This window comes from Streptomyces sp. NPDC051104, assembly GCF_040682835.1.
GTDB lineage: Bacteria > Actinomycetota > Actinomycetes > Streptomycetales > Streptomycetaceae > Streptomyces > Streptomyces cynarae.
Map to the genome: position 1 here is coordinate 142,395 of NZ_JBFBBS010000011.1, position 22,317 is coordinate 164,711.

The window sequence follows — 22,317 nt, forward strand, 5'->3', positions numbered from 1 at the left end:
ACTCAGACGGTCCGCGCATCAGCGGCCCGTGCCCCCGAGGGCTCGGCGTCCGCGGCCTCGACCCGGGCGAGGTCGCGATCGCGCGTCTCCTTGGCGGCACCGACCGCGATCAGGGTCAGGACGGCAGCGGCGATCACGTACAGGGCGATCGGCGTGGAACTGTCGTAGTCGGACAGCAGCGCGGTCGCGATGAGCGGGGCCGGAGCGCCGGCCGCCACCGAGGCGAACTGGGCACCGATGGACGCACCCGAGTAGCGCATGCGGGTCGCGAACATCTCGGAGAAGAAGGCCGCCTGGGGTGCGTACATCGCCCCGTGCAGCACGAGACCGACGGTCACGGCAATGATCAGGTTCCCGAAGCCGCCGGTGTCGATGAGTGAGAAGAACGGGAACATCCACAGGCCGACCCCGGCCGCGCCCAGCAGATACACGGGCCGGCGGCCGATCCGGTCCGACAGCGCGCCCCAGGCCGGGATGACGGCGAAGTGTACGGCGGAGCCGATGAGGACGGCGTTGAGCGCGGTCTGCTTGGAGACGCCGGCCGACGTGGTGGCGTAGACGAGGATGAAGGCGGTGATCACGTAGTAGCTGATGTTCTCCGCCATGCGGGCGCCCATCGCGACCAGTATGTCCCGCCAGTGGTGACGCAGCACGGACACCAGCGGCAACTTCTCCGCACCGCCGTCAGAGGCCGCCTTACGGGCCTCGGCCTGAGCCAACGCCTGCTGGAACACGGGCGATTCATCGACGGAGAGACGAATCCACAAACCGACGATCACCAGTACCCCGGACAGGAGGAACGGAATGCGCCAGCCCCAGGAGCCGAACGCGTCGTCCGAGAGCACGGCGGTCAGCAACGACAGCACACCTGTGGCGAGCAACTGCCCGGCCGGCGCGCCGGTCTGGGGCCAGGAGGCCCAGAAGCCCCGCCGCCGGGCGTCGCCGTGCTCCGACACGAGCAGAACGGCGCCGCCCCACTCGCCGCCGAGCGCGAAGCCCTGCACCAGACGCAGCGTGGTGAGCAGCACGGGCGCGGCGGCGCCGACGGTGGCGTGCGTGGGCAGCAGCCCGATGGCGAAGGTCGCCCCGCCCATCAGCAGCAGACTCAGCACCAGCAGCTTCTTGCGCCCGAGCCGGTCGCCGTAGTGCCCGAACACCAGGGCCCCGAGCGGCCGGGCGGCGAACCCGACCGCATAGGTCAGGAACGACAGGAGCGTGCCGACGAGCGGGTCGGAGTCGGGGAAGAAGAGCTTGTTGAAGACGAGCGCGGCGGCGGACCCGTAGAGGAAGAAGTCGTACCACTCGATGGTGGTGCCGATGAGGCTGGCGGCGACGATCCTGGGGAGCTTGGCGGGCGTGGGTGGAGCGGATGCTGCGGAGGCCATGTGCGCCACTTCCTCGTGTGCGGTGGGGACGGGTACGTGTCGGCACACGGTAGAAACCTGCAGGTCAGGCGCACATGTGGTGGGGCAACATAGTTCGAGCGTTGGCTATGCGTGCGGCCACCATGCCGGCTCACGGAAGGGCGGTTCAGGGGCTCGAAGATGGTCGAAACGAGTGCTGTCCGGGACGCACGGTTCGGGGTGATTTGATGGTGCGGCGCTGGCTCCCGTGCTGGTTTGGTGCTGACTAAAAGCCCACGTCATCACCCGTGTTCACCCCTCTCGCGCTGACTTGGCTGACTGCGCTCCGTTGAACTCGGACACCTTGGGGCTGATCGGCTCGGGGCCGTTGCGTGGTCGGTGACCGGGCTGAGAGGCCGACCCGGCTTCACCGCTCGGCTCTTTGGGCACGGACAAGGCGTTGCGCCCGGGCGTGGTGCGCCTTCATCCCAGCAGATTCTTCGTCTGCTGGTGGTGTATATCCAAGGCGCCGCTGAGCTGTGGAAATGTCCACCGTGAGGTGGGTGGTGGCTTGGTGGCCCGCCGGCGCGACTCGTCCACGGTGTCGGGGTGGGTCAGGTGCCAGTCGCCGGACGAGTACGCCTGTTCCCGCTGGATGAGCCGGGAAGCACCGAGCCGGCCCATTTGAAGTGGTGGACCTGGGAGAAGGCCTCCTCGGCGGGGCTGAGCCGCCCTGTCTCGGCCACGTGCTCTCCCAGGTGCAGTCGTACGTCGCCGCGGGGCCAGGGTCACCTTGGACGATCGGCTCCCGGCAGGCACAGCGTCCCGAGCCCGGCGAGCGGGTACTGCGTCCAGATGGACTCGTGCCGCTTCAACGCCGCCGGACTGCCGCCGGCGGCCACCCGGTCCAGCACGGCGCCCTTGACGTAGTCGTACCCGCCGGCTTCGCACGCGGCGATGATGTCGGTCGGCGGCCGGTCGTGGACATGAGGAGGAACACGGCGGCGAGTGCGGACAGACCGGCACGGATCCAGAAGACGCTGCGGTGACCAGCCTGCGCGGTGACCACCCCGGTGATGGCTCCGGCCAGCATCTGGGCTACCGGGAAAGTGGACGAGAGAGTGCGGACACCGTGCCCGTTCCGCCGGAACCTCCTGTTGCACCACCACCATCGGGATACTCGTGATCACCGCGATCCACATGGCGTTCGGCATCTGGAGGGCGATCAGTACGGGCGCCGAGCCCGCCATCGGCAGGCAGAAGAAGACGACGGCGAGGACCACTGCGGCGGCCACGACCCGTATCTTTCCGACGCGGTCGACCAGGCGGCCCACCGTGATCACCAGCGGAATCTCCGGCGCCGCGCAGGCTCCGGCCATCCAGCCGACCAAGGAGGCCGACAGGTGCAGATCCTTGGTGAGTTTTCGGCGGCCGGTGGTCAGCAGGGCGAAGTACTGCTCCACCGGATGCGTCGGGCCCCAGAACGCCGCAGCGCATCCGCCCCGAACCGTACGTTGGTCTCCGTGAAGACGATGCCGTCGGGCTGATGGAATCCCTGCACACAGGACGGCCCTACGACCTGCAGTTCCTGCAGCAGTTCGGCGATGAGCTGTTCGAGTCGCGGGTGGTGGAAGATCTCGGTGACCGCGGACATGCCCGAATGGGCCCCAGGCAACTTCAACCCGGCCACACACAGGAGCGGCAGCCATGACAGCGCTGAGATGTGAAGAACCCCGGTCCCGTCCGGCGACGCCGGACGGGACCGGGGTGTTGACCGTCCCCGATGCCCGGACGCGCTATGGATAGCTGGTCAGGTCGGCCACGTTGGTGCTCGAGTTGGACGGGCCACCGGTGTTGTTGACGACATGGCTGATGGTGCCGACGCCGCCGAGGGATACGGTCACCATGCTGGTGAAGCGGACGCCCGCGTTGTTCGGCGCCTCGATGGCGTGTGCGGCGACGACGCTGGGGCTGACGTTGAAGTAGCAGTAACTGCCGAGGCCGAACGCCTGGTGGCTGGTGACGGAGTCGGTGACCTTGTAGGCGGCGTAGCCCTGGGTGGAGCCGTTCATCCAGGCGGACTGGTTCGGCGGGTCGTACGGCATCTCGTTCTGGAAGAAGTACGTCCGGCCGCCGTTGCCGTTCCAGATGGTCTGGTACTTCTGGAAGTGCTCCACGAACAGACCGTACATGGTGACGTTGTCGCCGTTGACGATCAGTCCGGTGTCCGCCGTGTTGCTGGTCCAGCCGACGCCGCTGCCGTGGTCGGCGCGCCAGATCCAGGTGTGGTCGCCTATGACGTTGTCGCTGTTGACGATCAGGCTCGTGGTCGCCTTGCCGACGCCGGCGCCGCCGACGCGGAAGTAGACGTCGTGCAGGGAGGTCGGGTCGGCCGCGTGGGAGGCGGAGGAGCCGGCCGGCCCGACCTCCAGCAGGGAGGGCGAGTTGGTGGTGCCGGCGTCGAAGAGCAGGCCGGCGATCTTGACGCCGTCCACGTCGGCGACCTTCATCGCGGTGACGCCGTTGTCGGGGACGAAGGTGGCCAGGCCCAGGCCGAGGACGACGGTGTCCGCGCGGTTGACCTGGAGAGTCTGGTCGAGGTGGTAGACGCCGGGAGTGACCAGCAGGTTCTTGCCGGCGGCCAGGGCGGCGTTGATCTGCGCGGCGGTGGCACCCGGCTTCACCACGTAGAAGGTGTCCAGCGACAGCGAAGTACCGGAGGGCCCGTTCGCCCAGCTGATCCCCGTGGAGTTGGCTCGCGGGGACGGCACGAACACCTTGTACGCGCCGTCGCTGTCAACGTAGAGGAACGGCTTCTCGCGGCTGGTGGGGGTCTGCGCGACCGTGGTGTACGGGGGACTGGGGAAGCTGGTGGCGGGGACGCCCGTGCTGCCGGCGAAGACCATGTTCCAGTTGGAGCCGGTCCAGCTGCCCAGCTGGGAGTTGCGGGTCAGCCACTGCTGCTGGCTACCGGAGTTGACCTGCCCGTCGACCTTGCTGTCCGCTAGCAGGCCGCCGCTGGACCAGCCGCCGTCGTCCAGGGCGAGGTTGCCGCGCAGGTGCATCCGGCGGTACGGCGCCGCCTGCGAGACCGCCCAGCGGTCGCTGCCGCCGGTCGGGTTGACGGACAGGTTCTCCGCGCCGCGCCAGAAGTTCTGGGTGGCGTTGCCCTGGAACCAGTCGGCCTCGGCGTGTACCGCCCCGTTGATCGTCACCGCGTCGGGCGACAGGCCGAGCCCCAGCACCTGGGTGTAGAAGCCGACGTTGACATCGGCGTTGTAGGCGCCCGGCTTGAACAGCACGGCGTAGCGCTGGGAGCCGAACTGGTTGGTCTGTTGCTGCTGGAAGATCGAGCCGAGCTTGCTCTGGATCGTCGAGGACGACATCGACGGGTCGAAGATGACGACGTTCGGGCCCAGGTCGGGGTTGGTGGCCGACTGGGTCACGGGGACGACCTGGAAGCGCTGGGCGGCGGTGCCGTTGCAGGTGTACTGGACGAACTGCACGCTGTCAGCGGTTGATGCCCCGGGGGCATCGAGGCACTTGCCGCTGTTGCGGTTGACGAAGTGGTAGGCGCCTCCGCCGTCGTTCACCGGCAGCCACTGCTGGTTGCTGCCGCCGCCGTACGTCCACAGGTGGACCTGCGCGTTGTCGGCGGTGGAGAGGTCGGCGACGTCCGCAACCTGATTGGTGTCGTTGCCGTTGTTGATGCGGACGTATCCGTCGCTGGTGGCGGTGAAGCTCCACTGCTGCGCCGTGGTGCCGTTGCACGTGTACTGCTGCACGACGGTGCCGTTGGCGGTGGCGGCGGCCTTGGCGTCGAGGCATCTGCCGCTCGCGGCGTTCATGACGGTGGCGAAGCCGGTGGGCAGCGCGGTGGTCGCGGCCCGTGCGGGGGCGCCGGTGAGCAGTGACGCGGCCGCCACGGCGACCAGTGCGGCCGCTATGGATCTGCCGCGGCGCGGTAGGGAAGGCATCGGTTCTCCTAGCCGGAAGCGGGGGGTTCGGCCGAGGTCAGGACGGCCGGGGGGATCAGCCGGTGTAGGCGGCGAAGACGCGCGTGTAGTCCCAGTTGGACTGGGAGACGCCGGAGCAGCTGTCGGCGGGGCCGCCGGTGCACGGCCGGTCGCGGTTGGCGGACCAGAAGGTCAGCCGCGCCAGGTGGTGCTGCTGGGCGTAGGCGAGGATGGTGCGGAAGTCGTTCACCGTGACGGTCTCGTTGTTGTCGGTGATGCCGTTCATGGACGAGATGCCCATGTCGCGGTAGGCCTGGTCGTCGCTGTAGTGGTAGGCGTTCTTCAGCGCGTTCTTCAGGCCCTCGGCGGCCTGGGTGGTGAGGTTGCCCATGTTCTGTCCGGCGCCGCCGAAGTCGAACGGCATGATGGCCCAGGCGTCGACGGTCAGCCCGGTGGACGCGGCCCGGTTGATGAGGCTGGTGTCCGGGCCGGACTGCCCGGTGCCCTGGGTGATGTAGACCTTCAGGCCGGGGTTGTTGGCCTTCACGGTCTTCAGCGCGTCCACGGTGCGCTGCTGCACGGTGGCGTTGCTGTAGGCGTCGGCCTCGATGTCGATGTCGATCGCCTTCAGGCCGTAGGCGTTGATGACCTTCTGATAGGCACCGGCGAGTTCGCCCGCGCTGGAGCAGGAGCTCTCCAGCTTGTTGCCGCTGTAGCCGCCGAAGGACGGGATGACGTCACCGCCGTTGGCCCGTACGGTGGTGACGGTCTGCTGGTCGACCCCGCCGGTCAGCGGGCGGCTGCCGTCCCACTGCGGGTTGCAGTAGCCGTTGCTGAGCACGAAGGCGAGGGTGAACCACTTCACGCCGGTGGCGTTGGTGATCGTGGTCGGGCTGGGCGGGCTGCCCCAGCCGTTGTAAAGGTACGGTGCCACGGCCATCGGCGCGGAGGGCGTCGGGGTGCCGCCCGCGGCGGGTGCGTTCCACTTCTGGTTGGCGCCGCCGCTGCAGGTCCAGATCTGTATGCGGCTGCCGTTGGCGGAGTTGTTGTCGGTGACGTCCAGGCACTTGTCGGCTTGCGGGTTGACGATGTCGTGGGCGGCGGTGACGGTCCATTTCTGGTTGGCGCCGCCGGTGCAGGACCACAGCTGCACCTTGGCGCCGTCGGCGGTCGAATTGCCGGTCACGTCGAGGCACTTGCCGAGGGCGCGAATGGTGCCGTCGGTGCCGACCGTCCACTGCTGGGCCGAGGTGCCGTTGCAGTCGTAGAGCTGGACGGGCGTGCCGTCCGCGGAGTTGGCGCCGGCGACGTCGAGGCACTTGCCGGCGAGGCCCGTAATGGCGCCGGTGGCGGCCTGGGCGGGTGAAGCGGTGAGCAGGGCGGAGGACATGGTGAGCGCAGAGACCGACAGGGCGGCGAATGCGGGGAAGTACCTGGCTCTGGCCATGGGGGGCGGCCTTTCGTGGGGGATGTGGTGCTCGGGCCGCGTTCGCCTTGCGAACGGTCGAGTGCACGCACGGGAGTGTGGTCGCCTGGAGAAACTAAAGGTACGGACCAGTTCCGTCAAGTCGTGAAGTAAGAGGTAAGGCAAGGGAGTTCGGTGTCGGTTCACTCCGTGCACAGCGGCCCGTGGTGTGTGCGGCATCCTCGTCCCCAACGAATCCCGTGATGTCGCCGACATGACCAACCGCCGCCCCATGGCCTCCGCCGCCGCGCCATCGTCGTGGGTTCCGAACGACTGGCCCTGTTCGGCGACGCCTTGATCGCCATCGCGATCACCCTGTTCGCACTCGCGATCACCGTCCCTGTGGGCCCGCCCGATTCGAAAGTCGCCCACGCGGTCCGGGACACGGTGCCCGCCATCGCCGCCTAGCTGCTCAGCTTCGCCGTCATCAGTGCGCTCTGGCTCGCCCAGCGCGCCCGCCCTGATCCACCTGATCAACTCCCGCTGGCGCAACCTGGGCTCAGGTCGCCGCAGGGTTCGGCGTCTCCACCGCCACCGCCGGGCGGTACGTCACCGAGACCGTTCAGCTCCTCGCCGCATGCGCTCCGAGGCTGCACGATGCTCCGCGCGAGCCGCCGCCGGAGCGGTTCGTCATCTTCGACGGCACCCTGATCGCCATCGACCGTGTCGCGGCGGATGAACCGTACTACTCGACGAAGCACCGCCGTCACGGGATGAACGGGCAGGTCGTGGCCCCCCCCGGATGGGACACCGCTATGGTTCTCACGGGCGCTGCCGACCGCACACACGACTTACTGATCGTTTCAGAATGAGGTTCGGAGTCGTCGCAGGCAGGTGATGCTGCAGGCGATGTGAAGCAGGCTCAAGCGAGGTCGGCGCGTATCTCGTAGCGGATGCGCAGGCGTTTGAACTGGTGCAGCCAGGCGGTTCAAAGTCCGCTCGACCATGCATCGGGTCTTCCCGAGTCCGGAGCCGGGGGCGACGCCGCGGCGCTGGAGGGCGCGGCGGTGGGTGTCGTAGTCGTAGCGGTGGTCGGCGAAGAGTCTGCTGGGTCGGCATCGTGGCCGGCCTCACACGGCCCGGTCCGGAGGGAGAGGCCGCGGAGAACGTCGACGAAGGCCGCAGGCATGGATGAGGCCTGCCCGGCGGTTCGCCACAGCACGCCGTAGTCCATGGTCGGCCCGTCACGGAAGGGAACGAAGACAATGCCGGGACGGTCGTGGTAGCGGGCTGCGCGGGCCGCCACGATGGACACGCCGAGACCGGCCGCGACCAGGGAGGACCGACTACCTGGAGCACATCGTCGCGCACTACCGGAGACGCTGCCGGCCCCCGCCCGCGCGGCGCTGGGCGTGACCGCGCCCGGCACGCGCTTCGACACCGTCGTGGAAGGCCGCCGTTCTTACCAGCTCGGACTGGACGCGGGCATCACCGACGCCTATCCGCACCTGCGGCACTATGTCTTCTCCCGTACCCTCGACCAGAGCCCGGATCCGGCCGTGGAAGTGGTCGCCGACGACCCGGCAGCGAAGATCCGCGAACTCAAGACCCAGGAGGGCAAGGGGATCTGGCTGGTCGGCGGCGGCGAGCTGGCCGGGGCTCTCTACCCGGAGATCGACGAACTCGTGCTCAAGGTCAACCCGGTCACCGTCGGCGCGGGCATTCGTCTGTTCGCGGGAAAGGTCGAGGCCGACCCGCGCCCGTTCACGCTCACCGGCCACACCGTGCTGCCCAGCGGCGCGGCGTTCCTCACTTACCAGCGCACCTGACGACCATACGGGCCGGCCATCGCGTGACCGTCATTCCGGCTGCGGCCGACGGAGGCTACGTGTTCGCTGACGAAGGGGTGGACGTGGAACCGCCGGTGGGACTCGCCGAGCGGGCACAGCGTGCGCGTGGTCGCGCTGGAGCGGTTGACCGAGCCGGGCGTGCAGTCCCGGGGACCGGGCCTGCACGCGCGCAGCGTTGAGATCATGGACCAGCGCGGCCTGCCGGCCAGGTTCCTCGCGGTCGGTGAGAAGTGCCGGGTCGGCGGTCTGTTCGGCGGCGTCGCCAAGCCGTGGCAAGACCGGCTGAACGCGGCTCACGCGTCCCCTTGCGCAAGCTGACCTGCGTTGACCACTGCTGCTGACAGCAAGACCGGGCCCCTGCCTGGCAGAACCCGGAATCCCACGAAAGGAGACCCACTGCATGCGCATGCTGTTGATGGCCTACGGGTCACGCGGAGACGTCGAACCGCTGGTGGCGGTTGCCGTGCAGTTGCGGGAGCTCGGAGTGGACGTGCGGATGTGCACGCCTCCGGACTTCGCGGAGCTGTTCGACTCCGTCGGCCTCCCTCTGGCGCCGATCGGCGAGCCGGTGCGCCCGTTCGTGAAGGGGGTGCTCACCGGGAAGACGAAGGCGCCCGTGGAGGGAATGCCCGCACGCGCGGCCGCGATGACCGCCACGACGTACGAGGCGGTCGTCACGGCTGCCGAGGGATGCGACGCGATCCTGGCAACCGGTCTGCTCCCGGCCGCGGCCGGCGCAAGGACGGCAGCCGAGCAACTGGGCATCCCATATGTGTTCGTTGCCTACTTCCCCGCCTACCTGCCCTCGCCACACCACCCGCCGTTCGAGCGGCCGGGCCGGCCCTTCCCGCCCGGCGTGACCGACAACCCAACGCTGTGGGACCTGGACACCGAGACCATGAGCGAGCTGTTCGGGACCGGTCTCAACACCCACCGGGCGTCCATCGGTCTGCGGCCGGTGAGCCACTTCCGCGACTACGTCCTCACCGACCGCCCCTGGCTGGCCACCGACCCGGTCCTCGGCCCGTGGCAGGAGCCGGCGGACCTCGACGTGGTGCAGACCGGCGCGTGGTTCCGGACGGACGACCGCCCGCTGCCGGCCGACGTGGAGGCGTTCCTGGACGCCGGCGAACCGCCGGTGTACGTGGGCTTCGGCAGTATTCCCCTGCGCGACGCGGACGACGTGGCCCGGGCGGCCGTCGAGGCGGTCCGGGCGCAGGGCCGCCGTATCCTCCTCTCCCGCGGCTGGGCCGACCTGGCCGTGGCCGACGACCAGGACGACTGCCTCGCCGTCGGCGAGGTCAACCACCACGCCCTGTTCCCGCGTGTCGCCGCCGTCGTCCACCACGGCGGCGCGGGCACCACGACCACGGCCGCCCGGGCCGGTGCGCCTCAGGTGGTCGTACCCCAGCTGGCTGACCAGCCGTACTGGGCCGGCCGCGTGGCCGACCTCGGCATCGGCGCGGCACACGACGGCCCGAACCCGACCTTCGAGTCCCTGTCGGCCGCGCTCGGTGTCGCCCTGGCTCCCGAGACCCGAGCCCGGGCAGCCGCTGTGGCCGGCACGATCCGCACCGACGGCGCGACGGTGGCCGCGAAGCTGCTGCTCGACAAGATCGGCTTCGGCTCCGGTGCCCATCTCGTCCCCGACCCGCGGTGATCCGCGGGCTGCCGCCCTGTGCCCTGGCAGTGATCGCCCGGCTCGAGTGGACTCGGGAAGACCTGTGACCCGACAAGGTGGGGACTGGCCCGCGGATGTGGTGAGTCCGTCAGCCCTACCGTCGCTTGCGGGTGGTCAAACCCTCCGGAGCCGCGGGAGGCAGATGAGGCTGCAGACCAGTTCGAGCAGGCCTTGGTGGAGATCGGCACGTCGTTCGTGGCGGATGCGAAGGCGCTCGGCCAGGACACTGCTGGTCAGGAGCAGTTCCTCGCGTGCACCACGAGAATGTTACTTGTGGCCGCCGTTGGCGCGCTTCGGCCCGCGGCGGACCGTGATGCAACGGCTTCGATGTCCCCTCAGTGGTGCATCGATGTCTCAGGCGTAGGGGTCGAATGGGATTCCGGAGGGCTTGGAGTAGGCGAGGTTGTCATTGAAGGAGCCGTCCTTGATCTTGATCGTGGCCTCGCCGAAATCGGCGTTCATGAGCTTGTCGCGGTAGCCGGCCGGATAGCCCTCCCAGCCGACGAGGCGCGGGTAGAACCAGCCGCCGGTGGCATTCTCCGGAGGTTCGTCGTTGGTGTTCGCGAAGCGGAAGTCGTGGGTCGACACGCCGTCCTTGTGGTACACGATCTTCGGGTGGGTTCCGTCGAAGCGCACCGAGGAGCTCGGACTCACCAGGTATGAGGAGTGCTGCGACACGGAGACGTACTGGACCTGGTTGTTGGAGATCCACACGATGACGTGTTCCCAGTCGTGGGTGTGGCCGATGGCCGCCGGTCCCAGCGTGGCCTGGTCCTTCTCGAAGTAGCTCGCGTACATGACGGCGCACCAGCCGTTGTTGCACTTCTCGCGCGAGTACGTGTTGGCGTTCGCCAGCTGAGCGGGATCGTGGCAGTGGCCGTTCACGTCTCCGCCCAGCGGCAGGCCGGGATTGATGGTGCCGTCCGCGCCGATCGCGGCGGTGGCGTAGCAGCCGTCGCCGTCGTAGTCGTAGGCGGGGGAGAACGTCTGCTCCAAGCCGTCGGCGTTCTGCGGCAGGAGGGTGAGAACGTTGGCGTTCGCGTCGGTCGGGAGCGCGATGACCAGGGCTGCGGCGGCAAGGGCGCTGGTGAGAGCGAGTTGGCGGATCCTCTTGCCGGGGCGTTTCGTTTGGTGGGCAGCGGTTTCCGTTTGCGGGACCGGTGATGAAGATGTGTTGTGCACTGCAACTCCTCTTGTAGGAAGGTGAGTTGAGGTGATCCTCTTCGTTTCCTGCGTCGAGATCAAGGGCCGTCGCGGATGTTCCTGGTCGTGCCCGGACCGGTGGCCGAGCGAGACGCGCCGACCGCTCCGGTTCCGTACTGGCCGGTGATCCGTGTGGACTTCTCCCGCGGGCCGACGGCCGTGCCGCCGGCGATCAGGAGGCACAAGGTGATTACGACGAGGTCGGTCAGGGTGTCCGCGAACCGGCCGATGCGCGAGAACGCCGGCGGGCGTCGGTGAAGGGCCTCTCGGGCAGTGCCTGGTTGGCGAACACTGCCGTGCCGCCCGACGTGGCCAGCGGTATGAAGGCGCCGCTGGTGTGGCTGAACGGGTCACCGGACTGGCCGCCCTCGATGTGCATCGGGCGCTGCGGTTCGGGATGCTCGGCAACGCGGACGAAGGTCCCGACCAAGGCGTGCAGTCGCTTCAGTGGCACGGCCGATTCCTCGTCGGCTGCCTGGGGCTCCGCCACAAGATTCCCGAACCCCAAACCGTGGGTGGTGAATGCCGGCAGAGCCGCCGGGAGGACCCGTTCGTCGGGTACGGCAGCGGCTTCTTCCTTGGGAGGGCGCCCCTTGGGGGGTACGGGCTTCACCACGCGGGTCGGTACAAACGGACCTCCCTGGGCAGTCGATCGACCCATCGAGTTCAGTTGCTACTGGTGGCGGTTCCGGTGTCGGCGGACGTGCTGAGCAGGCCTACGAACATGGTCTGGTGCAGCGTTTCCACATGGCGCCGGGCGACTTCCCCAGCTGCCGCGGTGTCCTGGCGGCGCAGGGCATCGAGGAGGCTGAGGTGCTCACGGTTGGAAGCGCGCAGCTCGTCCAACGGGTAGGGCAGGTAGTAGCGGTAGAGCTCGCGCAGAACCGCGCCGTAGGGTGATCGAGGAGCTGCCGGTCGCCTCGGCGAGCCGGAGGTGGAAGCGCTCGTCGCAGCTGTGGAACTCGGCCCAGCTGGGCGCGCGGTCCATCTCCTCGACGAGTTCCCGCAGCTCGGACAGGTCCTCGTCGGAGGCACGCACCGCCGCCAGGTGGGCGATGCCGCATTCCAGGGCGAGCCGGTGGTCGATCAGCCGGTGCACGGCGTCGCCTGCCATGCGGTAGGCGTCCGTGGTGAGGACAGTCCCGGGGGTGGGGTGCGCGGCGACCAGCGTGCCGCCGCCGCGCCCGCGGCGGCGCTCCAGAACGCCGTCGTTACACAGAGATACCAGGGCTCGACGGGTGGTGATCTCGCTGACGTCGAGGGCCGGGGCGATCTGGGGGGTGCCGGGCAGGCGGTCGCCGGGGGCCAGTAGGCCCAGATCGACGGCGAGAGCGATCCGGGCCCGGACCGCTTCCAGGGCGGACAGCCTGCGCACGCCGCTGAGTTCGGGGGCCGTGAGGCCGGTGGTCGAGGCGTTGTCACTGCCGGGCATGGCGTCACCCTAACCAGCTGCGTCGATCACCGCTGAAAAAAGCTCATCTTGAGCACTCTTGTTTAACTGCTCATATTGAACTAGTTCGCGTTCCATGTCCCGCCCCCTGCCCCTGGCTCTCGCCCAGCTCCCCCCGAGGCCCGCGCATACCCCGCTCGCGGGTTTCGCGGCTGAGGCGGAGAGCATCTTGGCCCGCTTCCCGCACACCCGGATGGCGGTCTTCCCCGAGCTGCACCTGTGCGGCGTCGACGCCCTCGGCGACCAGGCACACGAACAGCTGCGGGAGATCGCCGAGCCCCTGGACGGCCCGCGGGTCAAGGAGCTCGCCGCGCTGGCCGGAGATCTGGGCATCTGGCTGCTGCCGGGCTCGGTGTGCGAGCGCGGCCCGGCCGGGGAGCTGTTCAACACCGCCCTGGCCTTCTCCCCGCAGGGGCGTCTGGCGGCCTGGTACCGCAAGGTGTTCCCCTGGCGGCCGAGCGAGCCCTACGATCCCGGCGACCGGTTCGTGGTCTTCGACGTCCCGGAGGCGGGGCGGATCGGCTTCGCGATCTGCTACGACGCCTGGTTCCCGGAGGTCGCCCGACACCTGGCCTGGCAGGGCGCCGAGGTCATCGTCAACCCCGTGATGACGACGACCGCCGACCGCGCGCAGGAGGTCGTCCTGGCCCGCGCCAACGCCATCGTCAACCAGGTGCACGTGGTCAGCGTGAACACCGCGGGCCCCATGGGCAGCGGCCGCAGCCTGGTCGTCGACCCCGAGGGCCGGATCCGGGCCGAGGCGCCCGGCGACGGCAGCACCATCCTCACCGACGTGATCGACCTGGACGACGTGACCCGCGTCCGGACGTACGGCACCGCAGGCATGAACCGCATGTGGGACCAGTTCACGGACACCGACGCCCCCATCGAGCTGCCGCTGTACGGCGGCCGCATCGACCCGCGCACCTGGCGTCCGGGAGCCTGACACCTCGGCTCTCACCCTTTTTCCGTCCACACCCGTACGTCCCCGGAGCCCCTCCATGGCCAACGTCGCCCCCGGCGCGCCCGCACTCGCGCGCACCCTCACCCTCAGAGCCGTCGTCCTGTTCGGTCTCGCCTACATGACCCCGCTGATCGTGCTGGGCACCTTCGGCGTGGTCGCCGCCGGTACCGGCGGCGCGGTCCCGACGGCGTACCTGCTCGCCCTGGTCGCCATGCTGTTCACGGCCCACAGCTACGGAAAGATGGCCGCCACGTATCCCGTCGCCGGCTCCGCCTACACCTACGTCCGCAAGGCGATGGACGGGCGCCTCGGCTTCCTCGTCGGCTGGGCGACCCTGCTCGACTACTTCTTCCTGCCGATGGTCATCTGGCTGATCGGCGGCGCCTACCTCCAGGCGCAGTTCCCCGGTGTGCCGCACTGGGTCTGGATCATCGGTTTCGTCGCCGTCACCACCGCGCTCAACATCCGGGGCATCAAGACCGCCGAGCGCGTCAACGACCTGCTCATGGTCTTCCAGGTGCTGGTCATCGGCATCTTCGTCGCCCTCTCGGTGCGCCACGTCTTCCACACGGGCGGCGCCGGTGCGCTGGTGAGCACCACACCCTTCGCCAACGGCGCGACGACCGCCGCCGGGATCTCGGCAGGCGCCGCCATCGCCGCGTACTCCTTCCTCGGCTTCGACGCGGTCACCACGCTGACGGAGGAGACGGTCGACCCGAAGCGCACCATGCCGCGCGCGATCCTGCTCACCGCGCTGATCGGCGGCGGCATCTTCGTCCTGGTCGCCTACACCACCCAGCTCGCCCATCCGGGCAGCGCCTTCGACGACCCCAGCTCCGCCGCCTTCGAGATCGCTAAGACCATCGGCGGCGACCTGTTCTCCTCGGTGTTCCTGGCCGGGCTCGTGGTCGCGCAGTTCGCCTCCGGCATCGCCGCGCAGGCGAGCACCTCACGCCTGCTGTACGCGATGGGCCGCGACGGCGCCCTGCCGCGCAGGGTCTTCGCCCGCCTCCACGAGCGCTACCGCACCCCCGCGCTCAACATCCTGCTGACCGGCGCGGTCGGCCTGATCGCCCTGCGGTTGGACGTGGCCGCCTCGACGTCCTTCATCAACTTCGGCGCGTTCACCGCTTTCACCTTCGTCAACGTCTCCGTACTGGCCACGTATGTGCGGCGCCGCCGCGCCGGTAAGGTCTTGAACCCGCTGTCGTACGTCGTCGCCCCCGCGATCGGCGCGGTCGTGGACCTCTACCTGCTGTACCACCTCGACGGCAGGGCGCTCACCCTGGGCCTGATCTGGCTCGGCCTCGGCGTGGTCTACCTGGCCTACCTGACCCGGATGTTCCGCGTCCCGCCGCCGGAGATGTCGTTCACAGAGACCGCACCGGACGACGTCCAAGGCGCCGCGCCGCTGCAGAACACGAAGTGACCGGGTTCGATCAGCAGTACAGGTTGCCGCCGGGGCTGACGCCGAGAATCGACGCGAACCGCTGGTAGGCGTCCACGCGGCTCTGCACCTGGGCGGGGTTCTTGCCGTCACACTCCAGGGAACCGTTGATGGAGCGGATGGTCTGCCCGAAGCCGGCCTGGTTCACCATGGCGTTGTGCGGAGTCATGGTGCCGGGGCCGGATTGGGTGTTCCAGTACCACAGGCCGGTCTTCCAGGCGACGGAAGCGTCGTTCTGCACCAGCCAGGGGTTGTCCAGGAGATCGATGCCCAGGGCGTCGCCGGCGGCCTTGTAGTTGAAGTTCCAGCTGAGCTGGAGGGGGCCACGGCCGTAGTAGGCGGCCTGGCCGGCCGGGCAGCCGTACGACTGACTCCAGTCGCAGTAGGTGGGGTAGTTGGCCGTGTTCTGCTCGACCACATACACCAGCCCGCCGGTCTCATGGCTGACGTTGGCGAGGAAGGCGGCGGCCTCCTGCTTCTTCACGGTGTCGCTTCCGGTGTTGGCGAAGGCCGGGTAGGCGCCGAGGGCCTGGACGAGGCCGCTGTAGGTGTAGAAGCTGTTCCGGTTCGGGAACATCTGGTTGAACTGGGCCTCGGAGACGACGAATCCGGACGGGGTGCTGCTGCCGCCGCTCGCCGGGGCGTTCCACTTCTGGTTCGCAGCCCCGGTGCAGGTCCAGATCTGCAGACGGGTGCCGTTGGCGCTGCTGTTGTCCCGCACGTCGAGGCACTTGTTCGCAGCCGGGTTGACGATGTCATGGGCCGATGTGACCACCCACTGCTGGTTGGGCCCTCCCGAGCAGTCCCACAGCTGGACGGCCGCGCCGTCGGCCGTGCCGCGGTCGACGACGTCCAGGCACTTGCCGAGTGCCCGAAGAGTTCCGTCACCGGGGTTGGACCACTGCTGGGCAGCGGTGCCGTTGCAGTCGTACAGCTGGACGGCGGTGCCGTTCGCGCTGGCGGCGCCGGCTACGTCGACGCACTTCCCGGCGAGTCCGGTGATCTGGCCGTCGGCGGCGTGGGCGGGCGCGGTGGTGAAGAGTGCGGCGAGCACGGCGGCGACGACGGCACCGGCCGCGAGTCGGCCGAAGGCCATGCGTCTGGGAAAGAGCCGTATGACGTGGGGGGTGGACATGGCTGAGGTGGCTCCTTGGTCGTGTTGCTGATGGTGAGGGACTCAGGCACTCACATCGGGACGAGCGCGACCCTTCAACGTCCTTGACGGGTACGGGCGTTCTGGGCTAGCGGCGCTCTCAGTTCGGAACCTGCTGGTGACGACGATGTGACCGGCGTCAGGATCAAGGCTTCCGCCGAGCCGGGCGAAGGCTCCGTCGGTCAGGTCGAGGCACTTGGGTTCCTGGGGCGTCTGGGCGAAGGTGCCCCGGTCGTTGATGCGTACGACCAGCGACCTGCCGTTGGCGACATTGGTGACCTGGACACGGGTGCCGAACGGCAGCTGAGGCCGACGGCTGAGAGAAGTCGCAGCGGTGTCCGCGTTGTCGTCGAAGAGTTATCCGTCGGCGGTGAGGGCGCCCGGTGGCTGGGGCCCGTAGTGCGTGGCCCAACACTGGTCGCCTGCCTTCTGGGGGGCGGCCAGTGCGGTGGAGGCTGTCGGAAGACAGGCCGAGAGTGCGAGCGTGGCCACGACGAGGCTGCACCGTAACGCGGCGAAATGTGTGGGGGAGTGTCCGGCCATGGAGGACGATCACAGCCTTTCGGAAACAAGGGGGCACGGGGACGACACGCCAGCTCAACTGACGTGAAGCCTGGGTGCGTTCATGAAGCCCGTCGGCCGGAACCTAGAAGGTCTGTACCAGACACGTCAAGTGGTGAACGGTGAAGAGGGCTTGGGATCGGCCAACTGAACGGGTTCCGAAGAGGTCGCGCAGTGCTGTGCCTGACTCCGTCGTCACAGACGCAGGTGCGCCGTACCCGGGCCTGTGAACTCCGCTGGTTTCGCGTTCGGTTATTGACGCCGGGCAGAGGCGGGAGTACAAACCCCGAGAGCGCTCTCACACCTGCTGTTCCTCCAGCCCCCACGCCCGCCCACTCGGCATCCGGAGACCCCCCATGCAGACTTCCTTCACTGCGCTCACGCGCAGACCGGCAGCCCAAATGGCGCGCTCCCGCACGGCTCTGGGCCTGGTCATCGCCCTGCTCGCAGCCTGCTTCCTAGCCCTGACGCCCTCGCCCGCACGGGCCGCCGACCAGCTGCTGTCCCAAGGGCGGCCCGCCACTGCGTCCTCGACCGAGAGCGCGTCCTTCCCCGCCGCCGCAGCGGTTGACGGCAACCCCGGCACCCGCTGGTCCTCGGCCTTCGCCGATCCCCAATGGCTCCAGGTGGACCTCGGCTCCGTCCAGCAGATCACCCGGGTCACCCTCACCTGGGAGGCCGCCTACGCCAAGGCCTACCAGATCCAGACCTCCACCGACGCGACCAACTGGACGACGGTCTACTCCACCACCACTGCCACCGGCGGCACCCAGAACCTGACCGTCACCGGCAGCGGCCGATACGTGCGCCTCTACGGGACCGCGCGGGCCACCCCATACGGCTATTCCCTCTGGGAGTTCCAGGTCTACGGCCCCGGCGGCGGCACCACTCCGCCGGACGACTTCTGGGGCAGCACCAGTGACATCCCGCCCGCGCAGAACGCCGTAGAGGTGAAGATCCTCAACCGCACCAACGGCAAGTACCCTGACAGCCAGGTCTACTGGAGCTTCAACGGCCAGACGCACTCCATCGCCGAACAGCCCTACCTGGACATGCCGGCGAACTCCGCAGGTCGCATGTACTTCTACCTGGGCTCGCCCAACAGCCCTTACTACGATTTCATCGAGTTCACGGTCGGCAACAACGTCTTCAACGGCAACACCACACGCGTCGACGCCTTCGGCCTCAAACTCGCCATGCGGCTGCACGCCAAGGACGGCTATGACGTCGAGGTCGGCGAGAACCGGCAGACCTTCGCCGAGGACCGCGCCACCACGTTCCAGCGCTTCACCGACGCGGTCCCGTCCCAGTTCAAGGTACTTGCGCAGACCCAGGCCCCGTATCGCATCATCGCCCCCGGCAGCGACCCGAGCTTCCGCGCGGGTGGCGCCAACGCCAACTATTTCACCTCCTACGCCCAGTCCGTCGGCGTGAACGCGGCCACCTCCGACATCTTCGGCTGCGCCGCCTCGCTGGCCGGTAACCCGGACATGTGTGCGGCCCTCAACCGACACGTGGCCACGCTGCCGGTCTCCCAGCAGGCCGACCCGAGCCAGTACTACAAGGCCGCCCCGGCGAACTACTACGCCAAGTTCTGGCACGACAACGCCATCAACAACCTCGCCTACGGCTTCCCCTACGACGACGTGGCGGGTCAGTCCTCCTTCATCTCCCACAGCAACCCGCAGTGGCTGCTGGTCGCCGTCGGCTGGTAGCCGCCGACGCATGCAGAGGGGTTGACCGCGGGGCCATCGCACTGGAAGGTGTCGCTGGCCCCGCACAGCCCGTCCCGTCGCAGGAGTCCCATGTGAGACATCGAAGGTTGCGCAGTCGTCTGAGCGCCGTCGCCGCCGCGACGGCGCTGTTCACGGGCGCTGCCGTCACAGCCCAAGCCGATCCGACAACGTTGTCGGCAGCGACGGCAACGTTGTCGCAATCCGCGAACGTCTCCCTCGTCGACGACCCGTCCCGCTTCTTCGATCGGCTGATCGGCACGGCCTGAGCGCCAACTCGTTCGGTGAGGTCAACAACTTCCCCGGCCCCGCCGCCCCGTTCGGGACGATGCAGCGCGCCGTGAGCAAGGGAGCCAGGCTGGACTTCACGCTGGGAGAGCGCGGACACCACCTGGGCGACCGGCGCGAAGGCCGCGCCGCCGTCGTACCGGGAGGGCGAGCACCCGTTCCTGGCGAGCGTCTCGCCCGGCCAGGTCACCGTCGGCCGGGGCAGGTCCGCGACGTTCACCGTGGCCGCGCAGCGCCTCGGCGGCAAGGACCGGACGCTCCCGACGGCAAGCTGATCGCGTCGGTCACCCTGCCGGAGAACGTGAACATGCACCTGTTCGGCATCGGCGTCGGCTGAGCTGAGAGGGAACACCGGAGGGGGCTTTGATGAGCCGACGCTCATGAAAGCTCCCTCAGCGTTGCGCCGGCCCTGGCCCGGATCACTTACAGGAGTTCCTCAGATCAGCCTAAGCGTCGTCATATGAACGGACGGCAGGCTCTGTGGCGTCACCCCAATCGCGAGGAGTGCGATCATGAACGACTACGACCCGACAAGCCACTCGCCGGCCGGTTCAGCCCCGGCGACCGCGGCCGCGCAAACGCGTCGGCCGGGTGTGCGGCGGTTGCTGTCGAAGAAGAGAAGCGGATGGATCGTGGGCGCCGGACTGACGTGTGCGGTGGCTGGACTCACCGGCACCTCCGCCGCGGCGGACTTCTCGTCGTCCGCGTCGTCCCTTTCAGCCGCCGACACGTCCTCACCGGCTCCATCGCCCAGCCTGCCCGCAGGCGGCGGGTCCCGTTCCGCCCCCGCCGCCGGGGGTGCGACCGGCATCGTCGACACCACGTCCGCGTCGGGCTTCACCTTTTCGACGGCAACGGGCGTGGAGGTCACCGTCGACGTGGCGAAGTCCACCACCTATGAGAAGGGAGTTCATCGCGCCTCGGCCAAGACCGTCAAGAAGGGCGCAAGCGTCCTCGTCCTGGGAACGGTCGACAGCGCGACCATCACGGCCACGCGGGTCATCGTGCAACCCGGGGGCGATGGTGGAGCTGCGGCTGCCAAGGCGGCGGGGGTGATCCCCTTCCAGCAGGGCACGCCGTCACCGGTGAAGTCGGTCGGTCGGATTCCGGACTACACCGAAGGAGAGGGGACGATCGTCAGCGGGACGAAAGCGGACAAGGCGACGAAGGCCGCGCAGGCCGTCGTCCCCGGAGGCATCAACGACCGTGTGGTGAAGCTGAGCGACGGCGAGTACGAGGTCCACAACATCAGCGTCAACTGGCCGCACCACATCTTCGTCAGCAAGGACTTCAAGGTCCTCGGTTACGAGTAGCCGCCGCGGCAGAGCGCCGGTGCCCGTCGCCGGCCCGGGTTCCCACTGGAGGCACGCCCCCAGTGGGAACCGGTCTTCCGGCCCCCGCTTTCCCGGCGGTTCGGCGCTCAGGCAGTCGGCCTCCCCACCCCCGAGGGCTCCTCCTGGGCCCTGCATTCGGGCCGGGTGTCTTCCAGGCGGCGCGAGCGCGACGGCCGCCGCACAGTGCTGCAGGGCCGGGCCGGCGGGTTACGCGGTGGCCATGGTGAACTGCTCCCAGGTTCCGATGGCCGTCCGGTTGGCGATCAGTGGGGACGTTCCGGTGTTGTCCGCGCAGACGTACTGGTTGTTGGCCAGCGCCTTGAAGCTGACCGTGCCGTTCGAGTTCCTGATCAGCTGGAAGCTCTCCCAGGTTCCGATGGCCGTCCGGTTGGCGATGAGCGGGGACGCACCGGTGTTGTCGGCGCAGACGTACTGGTTGTTGGAGTGGGAGAGCAGCGCTACGTTGCCGCTGCCCGCGTCGACGAGGGTGAACTGCTCCCAGGTTCCGACGCTCGTCCGGTTGGCGATCAGTGGGGATGTTCCGGTGTTGTCCGCGCAGACGTACTGGTTGTTGGCCAGCGCCTTCAGCGAGATCACCGAGCCGACGCCGGGCGTGGTGCCCGAGAGCACCGGCTGGGTGGGGCGGGTGGCGGTGAGGGCGATCTGGCCCTTGAGCATCCTCCCGCCGTCACCGGTGAGCCTCAGGTAGTAGTCGGAGGAACAGGCGGTGCCGTCCTCGTCCAGGGCCAGCATGCCACTGTTGGCCGGTGTCCAGGCCTGGGACTCGGCTGTCTTGGCGATCTGGTTGCCCTCGTTGTACTCGTCGAACATCGAGATGTAGATGCCCTGCACCCCGGCCCGCACCATGTTGTAGAACTGCCGCCACATGAAGTCTCCGTGCGCTCGCTGCCGCGCCGAGACGTCTCCGGGCAGGACGCACGGCTGGTAGTCGATGCCGTGCGCGGCACAGTCGGCGACGTCCGGCACGGTCGCCACGTTGTAGAAGTTGTCGGCGTCGGCGACAGTGCCGATCCGGCCGACCATCCACGGGGAGATCATGTCGAAGGCGTGATAGGTGTCCAGGAACCCGGTTCTTGAGTCGCCGGTGCCGGTCCGCCACCAGGTCGGCACGCCGCCGATCACGTAACACCCCTGGGACTTGAACCAGTTGATCACGTCCAGGGCCTGCGCGGCGGTGGCCGGGTGATTGCTGTCGTTGAAGCCGAAGCCCCATATGCAGACGACCGGCTTGCCGTTCTGCTTCGCGTACGCCGAAGACGCCGTGTGCGCCTTCATCTTGTCGGACCAGTCCGTCTTGATCTCGGACTGCATGTTCGTCCAGCCGGTGACGTCGTACATGATGTAGAACTTGCGGCCGTACGACTCCGCGGCGCTGCGCACCTTGGTGGCCATCGCGTCGCGGGTCGGGCCCTCGGCGCCGTTGGGGTTGAACCGTTGCAGGGCCGCGGTGTCGATGTTGTTCTGCTGCATCCACAGGAAGTGTGTGTTCACCGTCTGCTGGTCGTACGACGAGAACAGTGTCGCCGGCCGGCCGTTGCCCAGCGCGGCGAAACCGGTCTGGTAGGTCCTGGTGTACTCGCGTACGTCCGGCCAGCACTTGATGCCGTTGTTCGACGGGGACGGCGCCTGACTGGAGTTGGGGCTCCAGTGCCACCAGGCATTGATCGGCGCGCCGTCCCCGATGCACGCGAACCAGCCCTGGTAGCCGACCGTGATCTTCCCGACCACGTCTCCCGGCGCGCTGGACGCCGATGCGGTGGGGGCCAGGCCGAGCACGGAAAGCCCCGCGGCCGCCGAACCGCCGACCGCCGTGGTCAGAAATGTACGACGCGTCACACCCATGTTGACTCCAATGTTCAACAGCTGAACGCAGCGTCCCTGACTCGCGTGCGTGCGCAAGGCCCACAAATTCGTGAAAGATTTCCGCT

At 68.5% G+C, this 22,317-nt stretch carries 20 protein-coding genes and 6 pseudogenes; 11 read left to right on the plus strand and 15 right to left on the minus strand.

All coding sequences use genetic code 11. The features are described from left to right. Positions 1-2 precede the first annotated feature (2 nt). From AB0N14_RS18760 to AB0N14_RS18780, 5 genes are all read right to left on the minus strand, one after another. Positions 3-1,385 carry an MFS transporter gene (locus tag AB0N14_RS18760; RefSeq protein WP_366026778.1) on the minus strand — a complete coding sequence of 461 codons (1,383 nt, stop codon included), beginning with the start codon at positions 1,383-1,385 and terminating at the stop codon, positions 3-5. A 746-nt stretch (positions 1,386-2,131) separates the two neighbouring features. Beyond that, complete coding sequence (locus tag AB0N14_RS18765; RefSeq protein ID WP_366026779.1) at positions 2,132-2,806, minus strand: MFS transporter; 675 nt, start codon at positions 2,804-2,806, stop codon at positions 2,132-2,134. Next, entirely contained in the window at positions 2,782-2,997 is a 216-nt protein-coding gene (locus AB0N14_RS18770; protein ID WP_366026780.1) for a hypothetical protein, read from the minus strand. The genes AB0N14_RS18765 and AB0N14_RS18770 overlap by 25 nt, the downstream gene beginning before the upstream one ends. A gap of 142 nt (positions 2,998-3,139) precedes the next feature. Beyond that, the gene (locus tag AB0N14_RS18775; protein ID WP_366026781.1) at positions 3,140-5,320 is read right to left on the minus strand and encodes an RICIN domain-containing protein; all 2,181 of its coding nucleotides are present in this window, start codon (positions 5,318-5,320) and stop codon (positions 3,140-3,142) included. 55 nt (positions 5,321-5,375) lie between these two features. After that, entirely contained in the window at positions 5,376-6,689 is a 1,314-nt protein-coding gene (locus AB0N14_RS18780; RefSeq protein WP_366026820.1) for a lectin, read from the minus strand. 333 nt (positions 6,690-7,022) lie between these two features. Here AB0N14_RS18780 and AB0N14_RS18785 point away from each other — a divergent pair, with 333 nt between their 5' ends. Together AB0N14_RS18785 and AB0N14_RS18790 are read left to right on the plus strand one after the other, a co-directional pair. Continuing rightward, positions 7,023-7,172, plus strand: a complete 150-nt coding sequence (locus AB0N14_RS18785; protein ID WP_366026782.1) for a TMEM175 family protein — start codon at positions 7,023-7,025, stop codon at positions 7,170-7,172. Between the two features lie 83 nt (positions 7,173-7,255). Continuing rightward, a pseudogene (locus AB0N14_RS18790) lies at positions 7,256-7,541 on the plus strand (IS5/IS1182 family transposase); the annotation flags it as partial. Positions 7,542-7,567: 26 nt separating this feature from the next. Here AB0N14_RS18790 and AB0N14_RS18795 read toward each other — a convergent pair. Beyond that, positions 7,568-7,858: pseudogene (locus AB0N14_RS18795) on the minus strand (IS5/IS1182 family transposase); the annotation flags it as partial. A 65-nt stretch (positions 7,859-7,923) separates the two neighbouring features. Beyond that, positions 7,924-8,019 (minus strand): annotated as a pseudogene (locus AB0N14_RS18800) (LysR family transcriptional regulator); the annotation flags it as partial. A gap of 29 nt (positions 8,020-8,048) precedes the next feature. On the opposite strand from AB0N14_RS18800, the pseudogene AB0N14_RS18805 reads away from it, so the two are divergent. The 3 genes and pseudogenes from AB0N14_RS18805 to AB0N14_RS18815 all read left to right on the plus strand — a co-directional run. Further along, positions 8,049-8,533: pseudogene (locus tag AB0N14_RS18805) on the plus strand (dihydrofolate reductase family protein); the annotation flags it as partial. A gap of 114 nt (positions 8,534-8,647) precedes the next feature. Then, positions 8,648-8,851: pseudogene (locus AB0N14_RS18810) on the plus strand (FAD-dependent monooxygenase); the annotation flags it as partial. 103 nt (positions 8,852-8,954) lie between these two features. Then, complete coding sequence (locus AB0N14_RS18815; RefSeq protein ID WP_366026783.1) at positions 8,955-10,214, plus strand: glycosyltransferase; 1,260 nt, start codon at positions 8,955-8,957, stop codon at positions 10,212-10,214. Positions 10,215-10,349: 135 nt separating this feature from the next. Here AB0N14_RS18815 and AB0N14_RS18820 read toward each other — a convergent pair. The 5 genes and pseudogenes from AB0N14_RS18820 to AB0N14_RS18840 all read right to left on the minus strand — a co-directional run. Beyond that, a pseudogene (locus AB0N14_RS18820) lies at positions 10,350-10,451 on the minus strand (IS5/IS1182 family transposase); the annotation flags it as partial. Positions 10,452-10,589: 138 nt separating this feature from the next. After that, positions 10,590-11,342: an NPP1 family protein gene (locus AB0N14_RS18825; protein WP_366026822.1), complete on the minus strand. Its 753-nt coding sequence runs from the start codon at positions 11,340-11,342 to the stop codon at positions 10,590-10,592. A gap of 301 nt (positions 11,343-11,643) precedes the next feature. Next, positions 11,644-11,892, minus strand: a complete 249-nt coding sequence (locus tag AB0N14_RS18830) for a hypothetical protein (protein ID WP_366026784.1) — start codon at positions 11,890-11,892, stop codon at positions 11,644-11,646. 212 nt (positions 11,893-12,104) lie between these two features. Continuing rightward, on the minus strand, positions 12,105-12,284 hold the full coding sequence (locus AB0N14_RS18835; protein ID WP_366026785.1) for an FCD domain-containing protein: 180 nt from the start codon (positions 12,282-12,284) through the stop codon (positions 12,105-12,107). After that, on the minus strand, positions 12,256-12,870 hold the full coding sequence (locus AB0N14_RS18840; RefSeq protein ID WP_366026786.1) for an FCD domain-containing protein: 615 nt from the start codon (positions 12,868-12,870) through the stop codon (positions 12,256-12,258). The genes AB0N14_RS18835 and AB0N14_RS18840 overlap by 29 nt, the downstream gene beginning before the upstream one ends. Positions 12,871-12,964: 94 nt before the next feature. Here AB0N14_RS18840 and AB0N14_RS18845 point away from each other — a divergent pair, with 94 nt between their 5' ends. Together AB0N14_RS18845 and AB0N14_RS18850 are read left to right on the plus strand one after the other, a co-directional pair. Further along, positions 12,965-13,834 (plus strand): carbon-nitrogen hydrolase family protein, encoded by an 870-nt coding sequence (locus tag AB0N14_RS18845; RefSeq protein WP_366026787.1) that lies wholly within the window; start codon positions 12,965-12,967, stop codon positions 13,832-13,834. A gap of 55 nt (positions 13,835-13,889) precedes the next feature. Continuing rightward, positions 13,890-15,281, plus strand: coding sequence for an APC family permease (locus tag AB0N14_RS18850; protein ID WP_366026788.1), 1,392 nt, complete (start codon positions 13,890-13,892; stop codon positions 15,279-15,281). 10 nt (positions 15,282-15,291) lie between these two features. On the opposite strand, the gene AB0N14_RS18855 is transcribed toward AB0N14_RS18850, so the two are convergent. Then, complete coding sequence (locus AB0N14_RS18855) at positions 15,292-16,395, minus strand: glycoside hydrolase family 19 protein (RefSeq protein WP_366026823.1); 1,104 nt, start codon at positions 16,393-16,395, stop codon at positions 15,292-15,294. 81 nt (positions 16,396-16,476) lie between these two features. Continuing rightward, positions 16,477-16,755 carry a septal ring lytic transglycosylase RlpA family protein gene (locus AB0N14_RS18860; protein WP_366026824.1) on the minus strand — a complete coding sequence of 93 codons (279 nt, stop codon included), beginning with the start codon at positions 16,753-16,755 and terminating at the stop codon, positions 16,477-16,479. A gap of 614 nt (positions 16,756-17,369) precedes the next feature. Between AB0N14_RS18860 and AB0N14_RS18865 the strand changes: the two genes are divergently transcribed. The 4 genes from AB0N14_RS18865 (at position 17,370) to AB0N14_RS18880 (ending at position 20,347) form a co-directional block, all read left to right on the plus strand. Continuing rightward, positions 17,370-18,728, plus strand: coding sequence for a beta-1,3-glucanase family protein (locus AB0N14_RS18865; protein WP_366026789.1), 1,359 nt, complete (start codon positions 17,370-17,372; stop codon positions 18,726-18,728). Positions 18,729-18,835: 107 nt separating this feature from the next. Next, a complete protein-coding gene (locus tag AB0N14_RS18870; RefSeq protein WP_366026790.1) occupies positions 18,836-19,015 on the plus strand; it encodes a hypothetical protein in 180 nt (59 codons plus the stop codon). A 71-nt stretch (positions 19,016-19,086) separates the two neighbouring features. Continuing rightward, entirely contained in the window at positions 19,087-19,371 is a 285-nt protein-coding gene (locus AB0N14_RS18875; RefSeq protein WP_366026791.1) for a hypothetical protein, read from the plus strand. A gap of 175 nt (positions 19,372-19,546) precedes the next feature. Further along, positions 19,547-20,347 carry a hypothetical protein gene (locus tag AB0N14_RS18880; protein WP_366026792.1) on the plus strand — a complete coding sequence of 267 codons (801 nt, stop codon included), beginning with the start codon at positions 19,547-19,549 and terminating at the stop codon, positions 20,345-20,347. A 228-nt stretch (positions 20,348-20,575) separates the two neighbouring features. On the opposite strand, the gene AB0N14_RS18885 is transcribed toward AB0N14_RS18880, so the two are convergent. Further along, positions 20,576-22,231 (minus strand): xylosidase, encoded by a 1,656-nt coding sequence (locus tag AB0N14_RS18885; protein WP_366026793.1) that lies wholly within the window; start codon positions 22,229-22,231, stop codon positions 20,576-20,578. Positions 22,232-22,317 lie beyond the last annotated feature (86 nt).

What these genes read in the sequence shown, in the direction of transcription:
- AB0N14_RS18885 (WP_366026793.1), bottom strand. Translation starts at nt 22,231, where the DNA reads ATGGGTGTGACGCGTCGTACATTTCTGACCACGGCGGTCGGCGGTTCG.
- AB0N14_RS18855 (WP_366026823.1), bottom strand. Translation starts at nt 16,395, where the DNA reads ATGGCCTTCGGCCGACTCGCGGCCGGTGCCGTCGTCGCCGCCGTGCTC.
- AB0N14_RS18760 (WP_366026778.1), bottom strand. Translation starts at nt 1,385, where the DNA reads ATGGCCTCCGCAGCATCCGCTCCACCCACGCCCGCCAAGCTCCCCAGG.
- AB0N14_RS18815 (WP_366026783.1), top strand. Translation starts at nt 8,955, where the DNA reads ATGCGCATGCTGTTGATGGCCTACGGGTCACGCGGAGACGTCGAACCG.
- AB0N14_RS18840 (WP_366026786.1), bottom strand. Translation starts at nt 12,870, where the DNA reads ATGCCCGGCAGTGACAACGCCTCGACCACCGGCCTCACGGCCCCCGAA.
- AB0N14_RS18850 (WP_366026788.1), top strand. Translation starts at nt 13,890, where the DNA reads ATGGCCAACGTCGCCCCCGGCGCGCCCGCACTCGCGCGCACCCTCACC.
- AB0N14_RS18845 (WP_366026787.1), top strand. Translation starts at nt 12,965, where the DNA reads ATGTCCCGCCCCCTGCCCCTGGCTCTCGCCCAGCTCCCCCCGAGGCCC.
- AB0N14_RS18865 (WP_366026789.1), top strand. Translation starts at nt 17,370, where the DNA reads ATGCAGACTTCCTTCACTGCGCTCACGCGCAGACCGGCAGCCCAAATG.
- AB0N14_RS18775 (WP_366026781.1), bottom strand. Translation starts at nt 5,320, where the DNA reads ATGCCTTCCCTACCGCGCCGCGGCAGATCCATAGCGGCCGCACTGGTC.
- AB0N14_RS18880 (WP_366026792.1), top strand. Translation starts at nt 19,547, where the DNA reads ATGAACGACTACGACCCGACAAGCCACTCGCCGGCCGGTTCAGCCCCG.
- AB0N14_RS18770 (WP_366026780.1), bottom strand. Translation starts at nt 2,997, where the DNA reads ATGTCCGCGGTCACCGAGATCTTCCACCACCCGCGACTCGAACAGCTC.
- AB0N14_RS18780 (WP_366026820.1), bottom strand. Translation starts at nt 6,689, where the DNA reads ATGTCCTCCGCCCTGCTCACCGCTTCACCCGCCCAGGCCGCCACCGGC.